The sequence below is a fragment of the Lactobacillus amylovorus DSM 20531 genome (assembly GCF_002706375.1).
Lineage (GTDB): Bacteria > Bacillota > Bacilli > Lactobacillales > Lactobacillaceae > Lactobacillus > Lactobacillus amylovorus.
In genome coordinates this window covers 1,032,583-1,047,923 of sequence record NZ_CP017706.1, presented here as the reverse complement: position 1 = coordinate 1,047,923, position 15,341 = coordinate 1,032,583, and the positions used below count along the sequence as shown (strand labels likewise).

Annotated in this window: 15 protein-coding genes, 2 tRNA genes and 1 pseudogene; 13 read left to right on the top strand and 5 right to left on the bottom strand. The window is 38.1% G+C overall.

The genetic code is table 11. From position 1 onward, the window contains the following. Positions 1-51 precede the first annotated feature (51 nt). From LA20531_RS05460 to LA20531_RS05445, 4 genes and pseudogenes are all read right to left on the bottom strand, one after another. Positions 52-124, bottom strand: a tRNA-Lys gene (locus LA20531_RS05460). A 161-nt stretch (positions 125-285) separates the two neighbouring features. Beyond that, positions 286-1,294 (bottom strand): annotated as a pseudogene (locus tag LA20531_RS05455) (IS30 family transposase). Between the two features lie 139 nt (positions 1,295-1,433). Next, positions 1,434-1,655 carry a hypothetical protein gene (locus LA20531_RS05450; RefSeq protein ID WP_056940248.1) on the bottom strand — a complete coding sequence of 74 codons (222 nt, stop codon included), beginning with the start codon at positions 1,653-1,655 and terminating at the stop codon, positions 1,434-1,436. Between the two features lie 119 nt (positions 1,656-1,774). After that, a tRNA-Lys gene (locus tag LA20531_RS05445) sits at positions 1,775-1,847 on the bottom strand. 135 nt (positions 1,848-1,982) lie between these two features. On the opposite strand from LA20531_RS05445, the gene yycF reads away from it, so the two are divergent. The 13 genes from yycF to LA20531_RS05385 all read left to right on the top strand — a co-directional run bounded on the left by yycF (position 1,983) and on the right by LA20531_RS05385 (position 14,420). Then, positions 1,983-2,699, top strand: coding sequence for a response regulator YycF (yycF, locus tag LA20531_RS05440; RefSeq protein WP_025015284.1), 717 nt, complete (start codon positions 1,983-1,985; stop codon positions 2,697-2,699). Between the two features lie 62 nt (positions 2,700-2,761). Continuing rightward, positions 2,762-4,618, top strand: coding sequence for a cell wall metabolism sensor histidine kinase WalK (gene walK, locus LA20531_RS05435; RefSeq protein WP_056940247.1), 1,857 nt, complete (start codon positions 2,762-2,764; stop codon positions 4,616-4,618). After that, positions 4,608-5,963 (top strand): YycH family regulatory protein, encoded by a 1,356-nt coding sequence (locus LA20531_RS05430; protein ID WP_056940246.1) that lies wholly within the window; start codon positions 4,608-4,610, stop codon positions 5,961-5,963. The genes walK and LA20531_RS05430 overlap by 11 nt, the downstream gene beginning before the upstream one ends. A gap of 4 nt (positions 5,964-5,967) precedes the next feature. Beyond that, positions 5,968-6,792, top strand: a complete 825-nt coding sequence (locus LA20531_RS05425; protein ID WP_056940245.1) for a two-component system regulatory protein YycI — start codon at positions 5,968-5,970, stop codon at positions 6,790-6,792. A gap of 9 nt (positions 6,793-6,801) precedes the next feature. After that, the gene (locus tag LA20531_RS05420) at positions 6,802-7,599 is read left to right on the top strand and encodes an MBL fold metallo-hydrolase (RefSeq protein ID WP_056940244.1); all 798 of its coding nucleotides are present in this window, start codon (positions 6,802-6,804) and stop codon (positions 7,597-7,599) included. 71 nt (positions 7,600-7,670) lie between these two features. Continuing rightward, positions 7,671-8,918 (top strand): S1C family serine protease, encoded by a 1,248-nt coding sequence (locus tag LA20531_RS05415; protein ID WP_056940243.1) that lies wholly within the window; start codon positions 7,671-7,673, stop codon positions 8,916-8,918. 466 nt (positions 8,919-9,384) lie between these two features. Then, positions 9,385-9,864 carry a 23S rRNA (pseudouridine(1915)-N(3))-methyltransferase RlmH gene (rlmH, locus tag LA20531_RS05410; RefSeq protein ID WP_025015279.1) on the top strand — a complete coding sequence of 160 codons (480 nt, stop codon included), beginning with the start codon at positions 9,385-9,387 and terminating at the stop codon, positions 9,862-9,864. A gap of 52 nt (positions 9,865-9,916) precedes the next feature. Continuing rightward, on the top strand, positions 9,917-10,318 hold the full coding sequence (locus LA20531_RS11580) for a helix-turn-helix domain-containing protein (RefSeq protein WP_224429940.1): 402 nt from the start codon (positions 9,917-9,919) through the stop codon (positions 10,316-10,318). Continuing rightward, complete coding sequence (locus LA20531_RS11575; protein WP_233995095.1) at positions 10,309-10,797, top strand: Rgg family transcriptional regulator; 489 nt, start codon at positions 10,309-10,311, stop codon at positions 10,795-10,797. The genes LA20531_RS11580 and LA20531_RS11575 overlap by 10 nt, the downstream gene beginning before the upstream one ends. A gap of 111 nt (positions 10,798-10,908) precedes the next feature. Then, complete coding sequence (locus LA20531_RS05400) at positions 10,909-12,273, top strand: SLAP domain-containing protein (protein WP_056940242.1); 1,365 nt, start codon at positions 10,909-10,911, stop codon at positions 12,271-12,273. Positions 12,274-12,323: 50 nt separating this feature from the next. Next, positions 12,324-12,965, top strand: a complete 642-nt coding sequence (locus LA20531_RS05395; protein WP_056940241.1) for a helix-turn-helix domain-containing protein — start codon at positions 12,324-12,326, stop codon at positions 12,963-12,965. A gap of 67 nt (positions 12,966-13,032) precedes the next feature. Beyond that, positions 13,033-13,716: a hypothetical protein gene (locus LA20531_RS05390; RefSeq protein ID WP_056940240.1), complete on the top strand. Its 684-nt coding sequence runs from the start codon at positions 13,033-13,035 to the stop codon at positions 13,714-13,716. 89 nt (positions 13,717-13,805) lie between these two features. Further along, on the top strand, positions 13,806-14,420 hold the full coding sequence (locus LA20531_RS05385) for a sugar O-acetyltransferase (protein WP_013436940.1): 615 nt from the start codon (positions 13,806-13,808) through the stop codon (positions 14,418-14,420). Positions 14,421-14,453: 33 nt separating this feature from the next. On the opposite strand, the gene pepI is transcribed toward LA20531_RS05385, so the two are convergent. Next, on the bottom strand, positions 14,454-15,335 hold the full coding sequence (gene pepI, locus LA20531_RS05380; RefSeq protein WP_056940239.1) for a proline iminopeptidase: 882 nt from the start codon (positions 15,333-15,335) through the stop codon (positions 14,454-14,456). Positions 15,336-15,341 lie beyond the last annotated feature (6 nt).

Genomic DNA, 15,341 nt, shown 5'->3' with positions numbered 1-15,341 from the left:
ATTTTAAGCACAAAAAAGGCACCGACTCCTCGCAGTGCCCTTTTCATATTATGGGTGGCCAGGGGATCGAACCCTGGACCCACGGATTAAGAGTCCGTTGCTCTGCCAGCTGAGCTAGCCACCCATATTTGTTTCATCAGCTCTCGTGCTGACAGTTAAATATATTACCAGTTGAAATAGGTTTTGACAACCCTTTTTTTGAAAAAATAAAAAAAGCGTAAATTGCAATAATAAATTGAACATTTATACTGCTTGATAGATATGATCTAATTCTTTCTCAAAGATTTAATCTGGAGTATGATATGCCAAGATCTTTCTTGGTAGCGAATTGCACCAGGTTTCAATATTAATGATATCTTGAAGAGAATAGTTATTGATGTAATCACCTTTGGGAATAAATCTGCGAATAAGGCCATTGTGTCTTTCAACAGTGCCTTTATCACAAGAAGTATATGGATGAGCATAGTAAACCAGGGTTTTTGAAACTGTCTCCAGATTGGATAAATCCGCAAACTCTGATCCATTATCAGTTGTAATTGTCTTAAAGATGTCATTCCAGTGTTCACTATACTGTTTGCGCAGAGCCTGAAAAGCAGTCATCACACTGGCGGCTGTCTTATCAGGAATACGCAAGATTAAAAATTCACGGCTCATTCGTTCAGACAAAGTTAGCAGTACTTGATCATCCTTAGTTTTATGTCCTAAGACTAAATCGCATTCCCAGTGGCCAAATTCCTTACGATCATTGATCTCCTTGGGACGTTCTTCAATACTTCGGCCAAGCTTTTTCTTATTTTTACGAATTGCGATGTATTTTAGTATTGCGCTTTAACTTTTCTGGCAAATCAGAATATCTCATACCCATTAAGCATTGATCTACATAGTTGTACAAGGTTCTAGTGCAAACTACCTGATCACGAGAAAATTCTCCTAAAGCTAAGCAGCGATTGGCACATACATCAAGAGACCAGCCATCTTCGCAGAAATGCTTATTAACGTATTTGATAAAGTCAGATTTCTTTAAGAAATCTGATTTACGACCGCAATTCTTACGATGTATTTGGTAAGCTTTATCACCTTGTTGTGCCTTATAGCGTTTTTGCTTACCATGATAAAGCAAAACAGTACCACGTTTAACCTCATAACTGATAGTAGAAGGAGAGCAATCAAGCTCACGAGCAATAGCCCTAAGAGAGAAACCGTCTTTAATACGGGTTTGAATAACAACCCGTTGCTCAAATGATAAATGCTTTCTCTTTTGGTGCTTAGGCATGATAGAATGTAAAGAGTCCATTTGTGACCTCCAATAGATGTTTTTGTGATTATTAACATTCTATCAAACAGGTCCAAATGGACTTTTTATTTTTCTAAAGTGTTCAATTTGATTTTACAATCGGCGAAAATAAAAAAAGTCACAAAAAGTGACTTTCTTCTTAAATTTGATCCTTAATGTGGTGGGCGATTCCGCTTTGATCTTTGTTTGCACTATCGGCATAGTAGACAGCGTACACGCCATTTTTATCATTCTCGGCAATGACAATCTGACGGCCAGTCGGACGTTTTGCCTTAATAATCTGTGCACTGCGCCGTGCTTCCTTGAAGTCGTGTGAAGATGCAATGGCATCCCCCGGATTGAAAAATACAGCTTCGTTCATAGTAAAGCCCCCCTTGAATAAGTTCTTTTCTTCTATTTTACCAAGAAAGAGCTTACAAGCGCTAATCAAATGAATGAACAAAAAAAGAGATATGACTTCGGTCATATCTCTTACAGTTATGGGTGGCCAGGGGATCGAACCCTGGACCCACGGATTAAGAGTCCGTTGCTCTGCCAGCTGAGCTAGCCACCCATGTGTTGAATCAACCAACAGATATTATTATGCTCTGAAACGTAAAAAAATGCAAGACTTTTTTGAAAAAAACTCAAATTTTTTGGCTAATGTTACAAAATTCAGTATAATGTAAGAGCAAAGGAGGCATTCCCGATGCCAAAAAAAATTCTCGTTGTCGACGATGAAAAGCCTATATCTGATATTATCAAATTTAACCTAACTAAGGAGGGCTTTGACGTCGACACTGCCTATGATGGCGAAGAAGCTGTTCAAAAAGTTGACGAATATGATCCAGATTTAATGATTCTGGACCTGATGTTACCAAAGAAAGACGGACTCGAGGTTGCTCGTGAAGTTCGTCAAACGCACGATATGCCAATTATCATGGTAACTGCTAAAGATACTGAAATTGATAAAGTTTTAGGACTTGAAATGGGTGCAGACGATTACGTAACTAAGCCATTTTCTAACCGCGAATTAGTTGCTCGTGTTAAGGCTAACTTACGTCGCCGTGATATCGTTAAGAAGGCTGAGGCTGCTAACCAAGAAGAGCCCGATAAGAATATTAAGATCGGCAATCTAGTAATCATGCCAGATGCCTATATTGTTGAAAAGAATGGCAAGAAGATCGAACTTACTCACCGTGAATTTGAACTTCTTTACTACTTAGCACAACATATGGGACAAGTTATGACCCGTGAACACTTATTGCAAACTGTTTGGGGCTATGATTATTTTGGTGATGTGCGGACTGTTGACGTAACCGTTCACCGTTTAAGAGAAAAGATTGAGAATAATCCAATTCAACCTCAAGTTTTAGTTACTCGCCGTGGTGTAGGTTATTACGTAAAACAGCCAAGTGAGGGATAGTTAAAGAAAGCCACAGAACTGAAGAAGTAAGTGGCTTTCTTTTTTTAGATGTTGAGTGAGAAATGAAAAGACTCAGAAAAAAGTTAAATGATACGTTTAATTCCATCAATATGAAATTAGCGATCGTGTTCATGCTGATGCTGCTGGCAACAATCGAAGTTATTGGAGCTTATTTTACCAGACAGCTTGAACAAACTAGTATTGAGAACTTTCAATCGTCAATTCAAATTCAGACGGTTGTAAGTAATCAATTAGCTAATCAACTGAACAGTGACAGTAAAAATGCCAACGACCGTTTGAACCAGATCGTTAATGACTACAATAATGATGCGATCAGTGAAATTATCGTTGTTGACAACAAGGATACGATTCGTGCCGTTTCTAATTTGAATGATAAAAGCAAGATCGGTCAAAGAATCAACAACACCGATGTTAAGCGAGTAATTTCAACCGGGCATCAGATTAACAAGGTAATCGATGACCACGGCAATTACATGATCCAGATTTCTCCACTAACTAGTGGAAATGGATCTAACAACAACGTCGGAGCGATCTATGTGAAAGCCAGCATGCAGGATGTCTTTAACAACCTGCGGCAGATTTCATTAACATTCTTGATTGCATCCTTAATTGCGGCACTGCTTGGCGCATTCCTGGCGTTAGTCATTTCCCGGGCAATTACGCAGCCTATCGAAGAAATGCAGAAGCAGGCCTTGCATATTGCCGATGGTGATTATTCTAGCCAGGTAAAGATCTATTCAAACGATGAATTGGGTCAATTAGGTCGTGCCTTTAATACTTTGTCTGTTCGAATCGAAAGCTCGCAAGAAGAGTCCGATAGTGAACGACGCAGGTTGGACAGCGTGCTTTCGCACATGAGCGATGGGGTGCTGGCTACCGATCGTCACGGCAACGTCAGCGTTGTTAACCAGATGGCTTTGAACTTCTTAAATGTTAAAGAAGAAGACGTCATTAACAAACCAATCGCGGAAGTCCTTGGCTTGAAGGATACTTCCTCACAAGATTTAATTTCTAGTCAAAAAGAAATTGTCGTTACAATCGATCCAAATACGCGTGACGAAATGATCCTGCATGCTAGCTTCTCTTTGATTAAGCGAGTAACGGGCTTTGTTTCCGGTAGTGTATGCGTTTTGCACGATGTAACGGAACAACAAAAGAACGAAGATTCACAAAAGCAATTCGTTTCTAACGTTTCGCACGAACTTAGAACGCCACTTACTAGTTTGCAAGCCTACATTGAAGCCTTAAACGAAGGGGCTTGGAAGGATCCAAACATCGCGCCAAAATTCTTGGAAGTAACGCAACAAGAAACTAGTCGAATGATTCGTATGATCAACGACTTGCTCAGTCTTTCCAGAATGGACCGTGGCGTTTCAAAGATGGACCTTGAATTTGTTAACCTGAACGATTTTGTTAACCACATCTTGAATAGATTCGACATGATCGTTAAGACTGACAAAAACAAGGATAAAAAGAAGAAATACACGATCAAGCGTGAATTAGGCAATCAAGCTCTTTGGGTAGAAATCGATACCGACAAGATGATGCAGGTAATCGACAATATCATGAACAATGCAATTAAATATTCACCAGATGGTGGTGTAATTACGGTTCGTTTGACGCAAAACAAAAACCACGTCATCTTGAGTATTTCCGACCAAGGTTTGGGTATTCCACGTAAAGACTTGGGCAAGATCTTCGATCGTTTCTACAGAGTCGATAAGGCTCGTTCACGTGCTCAAGGTGGTACCGGTTTGGGTTTGGCGATTGCTAAAGAAATCGTTGAAGCCCACCATGGTCGTATCTGGGCTGACAGTAGCGAAAGCAAAGGTTCTACCTTCTACATTTCCTTACCTTATGAACCAATGACAGAGGAGGACGACTGGGATGAAGTTTAGATTCAAGCTAGGCGACTTTTTATTGGGCTTAGGCACATTTATCGTCATAGCTTTGTCCATTGTGTTGTGGATCTTCATTATGACCAGTGACCAACGCTTCAGTAACATCGGTCAACAGAATCAAGAAAATACAACGACTAAGGAGCAGGTACGCAACCGCAGCGTAAAATCTCTTTATGATCTGTATATTCCAACGACTTCCTATGGTTTTTCTAACGGCAACTTGTGTCAGCTTTATGATTCCAAGAACAACTTAACTTTGGAGTTTACTAAAGAAATCAAGAAGGCTAAGGCTGTTAACAAGATCAAGAAAATCGTTCATTCACAAGCCAGATATCAAGAGTACTTGAATAGCCCAGAATACGTGCAATTGGTTTATCCAGATGAGATTACCTTTTCTTTATTTAACCAATTGAACAAATCTGCTAATGATGATCGTGAATTCAACCGTTTCTTCGTTTCCAAATCCAATCACTGGATTTATCTGGGCAATGACCAAAACAACGAAATTTACCAGATTAAAATCAAGGGCGCTAACTTTGATCGTTTGCGTAAATATGCGCAAAATGCCAAAAGCAAGTCACCAGTACGTCTGGTACGTTTAAGAGAAGGTTACTCACCATTTTATAGTCGAGAAATCGATGGTAAGGTTTATAGCTATTTGACTAACCATCAATCATATTCTTACTTTGTCTCACGTTTGTTAGGTACTTCTGGTGTTACCAGTAAGACGAATAAAAACGGTCAAACAATTTATTCACTTAGCTACTACACCAGATTGAAGGTGCCGGCTCCTAAGTCCGGCGAGCATAACTATCTTTACACTCATTACGAAAAGAATAAGATTCCTTCCGCAACGAGTCGTTTGCTCGATAGTGTCTACTATGTGCACCAACTTGGTTTGACCGAACAAGATTTGCGTTTCTTTGACGCAGATGGTTCAAACGTCAGCTATTTGAACTACATCGAAGGAATTCCAGTCTTCTTGAATAAGCATGATTTACAAGTTAAAACTACTTTCTCAACGGATTCAATCAATGTAGCTTTTAACAGCGTCAACTTTCAGATTCCAATTCCATTTGATGGACAGACCAAAACGATTAAGCCGACGCAAGACGTAGTTGATGAATTGGCATCACACGGCTTGAAGCAAGACAATATTCAAAGAATCGTGATTGGCTTTACGACTGAAAAAGATTCTAGTCGTCATGGTTTGATTAACCTAGTGCCAACTTATTATGTGAAGGCCTATGATGAATGGAAGAGCGTTAGCGAGTGGGAAAAGCAAGATTTGACCACTTACCGTAAATTTAGCGAATCCGTAACTAGCGGGGAGGCGAAGTAATTCAATGGACTATAAACGAATTGAATGGCTGTTTTTCATTGTCTTCTTACTAATTGATATTTATTTAGGAATCGAAATTCTGCATTCACCTGTTAACTTGAGCAATGCGGATACCACAATGCAAAGTGTGGCCAGCATTCGCTCAGAGATGAAGTCGGACAATATCGATCTACCCGAATCAATTTCGAATACGCCGGATTCAGGCTACTATTTAGCCACTAAAAATAGAGATTACTTGTCTTCTAAGGTAAGTGATTTAACTAATGTTACTGCACGCTACTCAAAGACTGACAATACGCTTTACGCTACACCAAAGCTAGCTACAATTTTGTCTAAGAATGAAAAGACCGCGTTGAAGCAGGTTAATGAGTTTAAAAATGATCCGAAAAACGTGCCTTATGGCAAGCAGTTCAAGTATGAACCGGATATGTCGAGTGCCGACAACTACATGTTTGTTCAAACTTCTGACTATGGTGAAATTTATGCCAATGTGGCTCAATTGACAATCAGTGTCAAGGACAATCAGATTACTAACTACACCGAAACTTACATGGGGCCAGCTAGTCCTGTGCGTGAATTGCAGTCAACCATCAGTGCTTGGCGTGCGATTCGTGCCATGTACACCGACCGTGAATTGACCAACAATTCTCGCGTTGCCCGCATTAAGTTAGGCTATTCTAAGTTAACTGAAGTTCGCGGCAGCACGATTCTATTACCAACTTGGTTAGTTTGGGTAGAAAACAAGACGACTAAGAATATTACTTTAAAGCGTGTGAATGCTTATACAGCACAAATGCTGCAATCGAGTACCTATAACGTAGAAAGGTAGAAGTAAATAATGAAAGTTTCCGTTTTGGCAAGTGGTTCAACCGGAAATACCAGTTTGATAGTGACAGGCCAGCATAAAATCCTTATGGATGCTGGCCTGTCTGGTAAAAAGACTAAAGATTTGCTAGCAGATGTCGGAGTAGACATCAATGACATCGACATGGCCTTTTTAAGCCACGATCATACGGACCATAGTGGCGGCCTTGGTGTGTTAATGCGACGCTATCCTAGAATTGATGCTTTTGCCAACAGCGGCACGTGGCAGTACTTGCTTGATACACAAAAAATTGGCAAATTGCCGGCTGAGCAGATGAACACGATTGAGCCGGGACAGACAAAAACTTTTTGCGATTTAGATGTTACGGCGTTTGCGACTAGCCACGATGCAGCTGAACCCCAATACTACGTTTTCACTAGTGGTGGCAAACGTGTCGCATTTTTAACCGACACCGGTTATGTCTCTGAAGAAGTTGAAGGCACGATCGAAGACGCAGATGCATACATGATGGAATTTAATTATGATACGATGATGTTGCGGGATGGACCGTATTCTTGGCCATTGAAGCAGAGAATCTTGTCAGATGTAGGGCACTTATCTAATGATCAAGCTGCTCAAGCCTTGGTGGACGTGGTGACGTCGAAGACCAAGCACATCTTTTTAGCACACCGCAGCCAGCATAATAATACGGAGTACCTCGCTCATGAGACGGCGAAGGAAATGTTGATTGAAGGGGATGCAGATTTAAGCGATGATGCTAAGATAATTGATACAGAGCCTGCTAAGCCAACGAAATTGATTCAAATTTAGCACCTTTTTTTCATACAAAGTTCAAATTTAATCGGTATGATATTAAAAAGTAAAATTAAGGGGAGACAAGTATGACAGAGAATCAAAACAATAATAGTCAAATGCCAAAAAGAAGAAGCGGCAATGGTAAAATTATTGCCACTGCAGCTATTGTTGGTGTAGTTGGTGGACTTATCGGTGGTGGAGTTTCATATTACGCAGCTGATCAAATGAACAGTGCATCAGTTAATAATAGTGCAGCTCAAACCAGCGTCTCATCGAGCAGCAGCAAAGTCTCGCAAAAGAGTGCCAAGACAAGTGGCACCATGACTACTGCTTATAACGACGTTAAAGGCGCTGTAGTGTCCGTAATTAATTTAAAGCGCCAATCATCAGCAAGCAGCACGGATTCGCTCTATAACAGCTTGTTTGGCGATGATGAGGGCGGTTCATCCAAAAAGAACGGCAAGCTTGAAACCTACAGTGAAGGTTCAGGTGTTGTCTACATGAAATCAAACGGTAAAGGCTACATCGTAACTAACAACCACGTTATTTCAGGTAGTGATGCCGTTCAAGTTCAACTTGCTAATGGTAAAACTGTAAGTGCTAAGGTTGTTGGTAAAGATAGCACAACCGACTTGGCTGTTTTATCAATCGATGCTAAGTATGTAACTCAAACAGCTGAATTTGGTGATTCTAAGAGCTTGCAAGCTGGTCAAACTGTAATTGCCGTAGGTTCCCCACTTGGTAGTGAATATGCTTCTACGGTAACGCAAGGTATTGTCTCAGCTCCTGCTAGAACAATTGAAACTTCATCCGGCAACCAACAAACAGTTATCCAAACCGATGCAGCTATTAACCCTGGTAACTCAGGTGGTGCTTTGGTTAACTCAGCTGGTCAAGTTATCGGGATCAACTCTATGAAGCTTGCTCAATCAAGCGATGGTACTTCTGTCGAAGGTATGGGATTTGCGATTCCATCAAATGAAGTTGTTACTATCGTAAATGAGTTGGTTAAGAAGGGTAAAATTACTCGTCCACAACTTGGTGTAAGAGTAGTTGCACTTAACGGTATTCCTGAGGCATACAGAAGTCGTTTGAAGATTAAGTCCAACCTTAAGAATGGTATTTACGTTGCTTCTGTTAACAAGAGCGGTTCAGCTGCCCGTGCTGGCATGAAGAGCGGCGATGTGATTACTGCAGTTGACGGCAAGAAGGTCGACGATGTGGCATCGTTACACAGCATTCTGTACAGTCACAAAGTCGGTGATACCGTAAATGTAACCGTGAACAGAAATGGTAAAAATGTCAGCTTAAAGGTTAAACTTGAAGGCAATTAATAAGTAAAGTAAAAAGTTTACAAGAATAAAAGGCTATATCATGCGCTTTGAACGCGGATATAGTCTTTTTGCTAACTATTTAAATGTGTAACACCGAAAAGTTCGGCTTTAATATTTGTCAAATAGATATACACCTGTTGATAAGTGTGGATAACTTTGTGGATTGTGCATAACTAAGGAATTATAGTTTTATTCACCTGTGGGAAAATATTGTAAAATGTTCATAAAGTTAGTAAAAATATTTTGTTAAAACAAATGTTCATGCTGTTATATCGGGAAAGAACAAATAAAGTTTGTGAAAAAATGCTTTCAAAATAAAAATGTGGGAAAGTATTTTTCAAAAAAGTTTTGGAATTTATTTAGCCACAAGTTATAGAGTATAGTTAAAATCATACCACAAAATATGGATTGTGTTTCATGATAAATGTGGAAAACTATTGAGTAGTTTTGTAGTAAACTAGTGGGTATGAATATTAAGATTGTTTGTGTTGGAAAATTAAAAGAGAAATATTTTAAAGATGCGATTGCGGAATATAAAAAGCGACTAAGTCGTTTTGCAAAAGTATCGATTGTGCAGGTGCCTGACGAAAAAGCACCGGAAAAATTCAGTGCGGCTGAAGACGAAAAGGTTAAGGAAATTGAAGGCCAGCGAATTTTAAGCAAGATCAAGGATAAGGAGTACGTGTACGTTACTGCGATTAAGGGAAAGCAGCGTAGCAGTGAGGAATTTGCTAAAGAAATTCAGGATTTGGCAACGTATGGCCATTCGGATATTACCTTTGTCATTGGTGGTAGCTTGGGAACAAGCGATGCAGTGAATAAGCGCGGGGATGATCTGATCAGTTTTGGTAAGTTGACCATGCCACACCAGTTGATGCGGGTGGTATTGATTGAGCAGATTTATCGTGCGTTCATGATTAACTCGGGTAGTCCATATCATAAGTAGAAAAAAGCGTCTCTGAGAAATCAGAGGCGTTTTTGTGAATGAGGTCCTTTCATTGAAAAGAAATGCAAAAGTTAATAAATTAGTTGGTCCAAAATTCAAAGAAATTAGAAAGAAAAAGCATGTATCTCTTAAAGAATTAGCTCAGAAAACGGGAGTAACTTCTACTTCTGCATTATCTCGCTGGGAAAGAGGCGAAGAAGGGCTACCTGTAGAAATTTTCGATAAATTGCTTACTAGTCTGAATATTTCTTACAACGAGATAATTACTAGTGAAATAGAAATAAAGCAAGTAATCATGAAAGTTGAATTTTTGTATCAAGAAAATAAGATACAAGAATTAAAGGATTATACCAATAAGTTGCTTGATACATATTATCGAGAAAATGATAATTATTTGCGATCAGAATACTTAATTAGAGCAGCAACTGCCGCCAATTATTACTTTTGGACTTAACTGAAATAGATTTGACCAACAAAGAGTTTAAAGCTGAATTGGCTAAGTGCTTTAAGAATATTAATTATTGGTTTGAAAAAGAAATAGTTTTATTCGGGAATATTCAATTGTTGCTGGATAGTGCTACTGTCTATAGTTTAGCTAGAGAGTTAGCCAGTAAGATGTCTGGCAAAGATTTGGTAGCAATGAATGTCAGCATAACTTTGCTTAATGCGGTGTTTGTTTTGATAAAAAGAAAAGTACCGGATAAAGCAAGAAAAGTGTTGAATGCGACATGTCAGTTGAACTTCTCGGCTAATGATTTATTAACTAGAGTAAGAATTAAATTTCTGAAAATTTTATTGAATTATATAGATTCAGGCAAAGAATATCAGATCAAGCAATTCTTAAATTCTTTAGAAAGTGAGCAACTAAAAGAAAGTTGGACGTTTGCGTTTCAACAGGTCAAAGATATATACAATTTGAGCACTTCAATATAATTTAGTAGTCAAAAATCCCTTATTAGGGGGTTTTTAGTATTGTAAATTTTGATAGAATTACACTGTAAGATATAAAGTCAGATTATATTCAAATGACAATGGAGAATAAATATGAAACAAGTATCCAAAATTATGCTTACTGCAGTTAGTTTATTATCTGCAAGCAGTATGTTGCTTGGCACTCCTACAAATGTCAAAGCAGCAAGTAATGTATCAACGACTAGTTCTTTAAATAGTGATAATTTATATTTTTTATATAATGGTCAAAAATTAGCTAATAATGCCATTTTACCTATGGAAAAAGGTATTGCCGTAAATAATGGAGATAGTTTAGAGAAAGTTCTAAATACGGCTAAAAGTTTAGTTTCTCTTAGTGTATCTGGTGTTCAAATTACAACCAACGTATCTGAATTACGAGGACAAGTACAATCACAAAATGTGTTACTTGATAATTCAAATAATATTGCTCAAATACCAACTACTGGATTTTATGTCACATTGACTGCTAGAAATAATGGGCAAGTAGTAAACGTAAGAGTACCATTCGGTAATGCATATACAGTTACGCAAAATGCACCCGAAGTTCAGGTGACATTCAATCAAAACAATGTGAATCAGAGATTGAACGTCAATAATTTGATCTTTCAGATTGCTTCAGGTTCAAAATTTGATCCATTAAATTTTGGGGGAAGTAATAAAGAACAATATAAATTGACAGCTACCAATAAAGGCACATTGACCGTAGATTCTAATACTGTTGATCCATCTCAACCAGGAAGTTGGGGTCAAGTTAAAGTTACCGCAACTAATAGCCAAGGTCAGAAGTCTACGTCTAGTTTTGAAGTTTATGTAGTGCCTCAAGGGATGCAAAGATTGGGCGTAGATATTTGGACTGATAGTTATCGCATTTCTGACGGAAGAGTTTGGAAGAGTGAGCAACTGAACCGTGGGGATGCTATATATGTTGGTAATGATACTCAGATTATTAATAAAGTAAGCTACACTAGAATATCGACTAAGAGCCAAGTAGATGCCAACAGTTTAAGTAATAATACTTGGATTAAAACTAGCGATCTAGTACATGAAAGTGTCGACGCAATTACAAAACGAGTGATGCACAAAGCATTAATTTACGATAGTATTGGTGGTAGTAAGCTGAGAAAAATTTCGGCTTTCAAATTGGTGACTTTTGAAAAGAAAATATATGTAATTAAGAATGCTAAATATTACAAGGTGATCAATGCACCAGATTACATTAAGGCTGCTAATGTTGATGGAACTAAGCGTACTTTAAAGAAAAATGCTTATATTTACGCTACAAGTAATCGTCGTGTGAATAAGAATGTTTTACGCAAGGGTACTAAAATTACAACGTATGGCAGTTCTTATAAGTTCAAGAATGGTAAACGATATTATCGTATTGAAGGTGCAACGAAAACACAAAAACGTTATGTTAGAGTAACTAATTTTAAGTAGAAAAAAGCGTCTCTGAGAAATCAGAGGCGTTTTTGTGAATGAGGTAAAACATGAAAATTGGCGAAGCATTAAAAGAAGAGCGACTTAAATTAGGGCTATCGATTAGAAAGATGGCGGAAGGAATAATCGATCCTACATTTTATTCACGAGTAGAACAAGAGAATCGTAACATTGGATCTGAAGCCCTAGTGAGAATCTTGTTTGCTCATGAGATCAATATTGATGAATTTTTCAATAAAATAAAAGATACGTATGCTCCAAGTGAAACAACTAAAAAAGCGTACTTGGAAGAAAAAATTCGAACTGCTTTTAATAGCCATGATATTGCTACAATGCATGGTTGTTTAAAGCAAGTATCTAAGTTAAATGATCCTATTCTCAAATTACGTGTAATTGTTGGAATTGCATACTTAGAAGATAAAATTAAAAAATTACCACATGAAGTTGTGGATCAAATTTACGATGAATTGGATAAAAATGACGAATTTAGTAGCAATGTTAATGCAATTAGATTGTTTACAAATGCAATGCCTGTCTTTTCTTATGAGCAACTAACGTATTTTATGCATATGTTGTTGGCTAGAGCGAAAAATGTAGAAAATAAATCAGAAAAATATGATGAAAGAATCGCGATAAAAGATGAACTGCTTGAACTGGGATATGCGGAAATGGTGAAAAATTGGAATTTGTAGTTTATTGACTACAGTTGAATTAATTGAGGGAATAGTGTGCTTTAATTTCGCCAAAGGAGGGCACCATATGGAGAGACATTCTTCTATTCCTTCAGTTGACAGTAGAACTCAAAGATTCATTCGTTCTCGTAGAATTGGTGCAATTCTTCCCTGGTTTGGAATTTTAGGGATGTTATTGCTTGTTTTTTCATTGATAATGTATGGTCTTCTTTTGTTTCTAACCGAATTAGGCTTTATTGCAAACTTTTATTATTGGATTGATAGCTACAATTGGCTAGCCGATCGATTATTATATGATCCACAAAAGAAAGTTCTCACTCATCAAAGGGATAATATTGTTCGATTAACAAAGTGGCTTTTTATCATTTTAGCTTTGGTAGCAACTATTCTACTTGCTTGGTTAAGAATGCAAAGCTTTTTACATTTTGCCGCTGGTCTTTGCTTTATTAGTATTTGCTATTTTGGCAGTAGAGCAGTTGAAAATTGTTTGGTGATTTTTCATATCCAGTTGAATAACTGGAAAAGGTTTTATGAAATAGTATCTGTAGGAACCATTTTGTTAATTATGGTTGCGGCAATTTTGGTGAGTTGTAATGTACTAGCATATTACATTTACTTTTGTGTGATAGGGATAATTTACTGTCTTGCTTATTACTTTTTGATTGAGCTTTATCGCCGAGTTGAGAATGATTTAGGTGGTCATAAATATTTTATTGATTTACCCGATAATCGTTTTGAACATAAATATTAATCTAAAAAAGCGTCTCTGAGAAATCAGAGGTACTTAAACCGCTTTCATGATAAGATTAAGTTAATTGCTTAAGTAAAGGAAGAGGTTTTATGGAAGAAAATACTAAAAGAATGCTGGCTGGTAAACCGTATCGCCCTGGAAAAGGTAATTTATCTGAAATGAGAAGAAAAGCTCATTTATTAAGTCAAAAATATAATCAAATTCCAGAAGATAATGCGGAAGAAAGAAATAAAGTTATAGACCAGCTATTGCCTGATCATGGCAAAGGCGTTTTTCTCCAAGGTCCAATTCAGTTTGATTATGGCTGCTTTACTCATTTAGGAGATAATTTTTATGCTAACTTTAATTTAACGGTTCTTGATACTTGTCCAATTACAATTGGTAAAAATGTAATGTGTGGTCCTAATGTCTCTTTAATCACGCCGCTTCATCCTTTAATGTATGAACAACGTAACCCTAGAAAACAAGCTGATGGTGAAGTTGATGATATTGAATATGGTGCCCCAATAACCATTGGCGATAATTGCTGGCTAGCAAGTAATGTTACTGTGTGTCCAGGGGTAACGATTGGCAATGGCTGTGTGATCGGAGCAGGGGCAGTAGTGACTAAGGATGTTCCAGATAATTCTTTAGTAGTAGGTGTACCTGGTAAGGTAATTAGAAAGATCACTGAAAAAGATCGTCTTAAAGATTTTCCTTATTAAAAAACGTCTCTGAGAAAATCAGAGGCGTTTTTGTTAATCATTGGCATCAAGCCATTTTTTAAGCATAGCAATATATTCATCCGTCTTTTGGACAAATGACATATGACCACAATTTTCAAATAACTTCCATTTACTGCCAGGGATGTTGTCCTGCATCATCTTAGCAACATATGGAGTACACAAATCGTCGGTTCCACTCGTAATCAGAGTTGGAACTTTTATTTTGCCCAATTGATCGGTGTATTCATAGTCGTGCAAGTTACCTTCAGGGGTATACTCGTTAGGACCCCAAGCAGTCTCATAAGCAACCGTACCACCTTTTTTCTCACGCATCACGCACTCTGGCCACTTCTTTGTCATGTCGATGGCGTGTTGGTTCATAAAGTGTTCGTTGGCTTTCAAGTAGTCAGGTTCGGTAAATGTATCCGTTAATTCGGCGCGGTGAATCGCAGCCTGTTCTTCAATTGGCAAGTACTTGATCATACGGTGGAGTTCTTTTGACCATAATGAAGCTGATGAAAGGGTACTTGATAAGATCACACTTTGAATGCCTTCTGGGTGGTAATCACACATGTAGATGATGGCAAGCATCCCGCCCCAGCTTTGGCCCAATAAGTGGATCTTGCGCAAGGCCAAGTGTTCACGTAGAGCTTTTAATTCTTTAACCCAAGTTTCTTTGTTATAAAGTTCTGGATGATCGTCAGGGATGCTGCTGTTGCCACAGCCTAATTGGTCATACATGATGATGCGACGATCGTCGATTTCTGCGAGTTTATCAAAAACTTCAAAATAATTATGCGTTGAACCAGGGCCACCATGAAGCAGAATTAGTGGCGGCTTCTCGCTTCGTTTACCAACAATGCGGTAGTAAGTTTCATAGCCCATGAAGGGCATTTTTCCTTCGATAATTTCCATTTCTTC

Excerpts from the sequence above, each read along its gene's own strand:
- LA20531_RS05450 (WP_056940248.1), bottom strand. The coding sequence starts at position 1,655 with ATGAACGAAGCTGTATTTTTCAATCCGGGGGATGCCATTGCATCTTCA.
- yycF (WP_025015284.1), top strand. The coding sequence starts at position 1,983 with ATGCCAAAAAAAATTCTCGTTGTCGACGATGAAAAGCCTATATCTGAT.
- walK (WP_056940247.1), top strand. The coding sequence starts at position 2,762 with ATGAAAAGACTCAGAAAAAAGTTAAATGATACGTTTAATTCCATCAAT.
- LA20531_RS05430 (WP_056940246.1), top strand. The coding sequence starts at position 4,608 with ATGAAGTTTAGATTCAAGCTAGGCGACTTTTTATTGGGCTTAGGCACA.
- LA20531_RS05425 (WP_056940245.1), top strand. The coding sequence starts at position 5,968 with ATGGACTATAAACGAATTGAATGGCTGTTTTTCATTGTCTTCTTACTA.
- LA20531_RS05420 (WP_056940244.1), top strand. The coding sequence starts at position 6,802 with ATGAAAGTTTCCGTTTTGGCAAGTGGTTCAACCGGAAATACCAGTTTG.
- LA20531_RS05415 (WP_056940243.1), top strand. The coding sequence starts at position 7,671 with ATGACAGAGAATCAAAACAATAATAGTCAAATGCCAAAAAGAAGAAGC.
- rlmH (WP_025015279.1), top strand. The coding sequence starts at position 9,385 with ATGAATATTAAGATTGTTTGTGTTGGAAAATTAAAAGAGAAATATTTT.
- LA20531_RS05400 (WP_056940242.1), top strand. The coding sequence starts at position 10,909 with ATGAAACAAGTATCCAAAATTATGCTTACTGCAGTTAGTTTATTATCT.
- LA20531_RS05395 (WP_056940241.1), top strand. The coding sequence starts at position 12,324 with ATGAAAATTGGCGAAGCATTAAAAGAAGAGCGACTTAAATTAGGGCTA.
- LA20531_RS05390 (WP_056940240.1), top strand. The coding sequence starts at position 13,033 with ATGGAGAGACATTCTTCTATTCCTTCAGTTGACAGTAGAACTCAAAGA.
- LA20531_RS05385 (WP_013436940.1), top strand. The coding sequence starts at position 13,806 with ATGGAAGAAAATACTAAAAGAATGCTGGCTGGTAAACCGTATCGCCCT.
- pepI (WP_056940239.1), bottom strand. The coding sequence starts at position 15,335 with ATGGAAATTATCGAAGGAAAAATGCCCTTCATGGGCTATGAAACTTAC.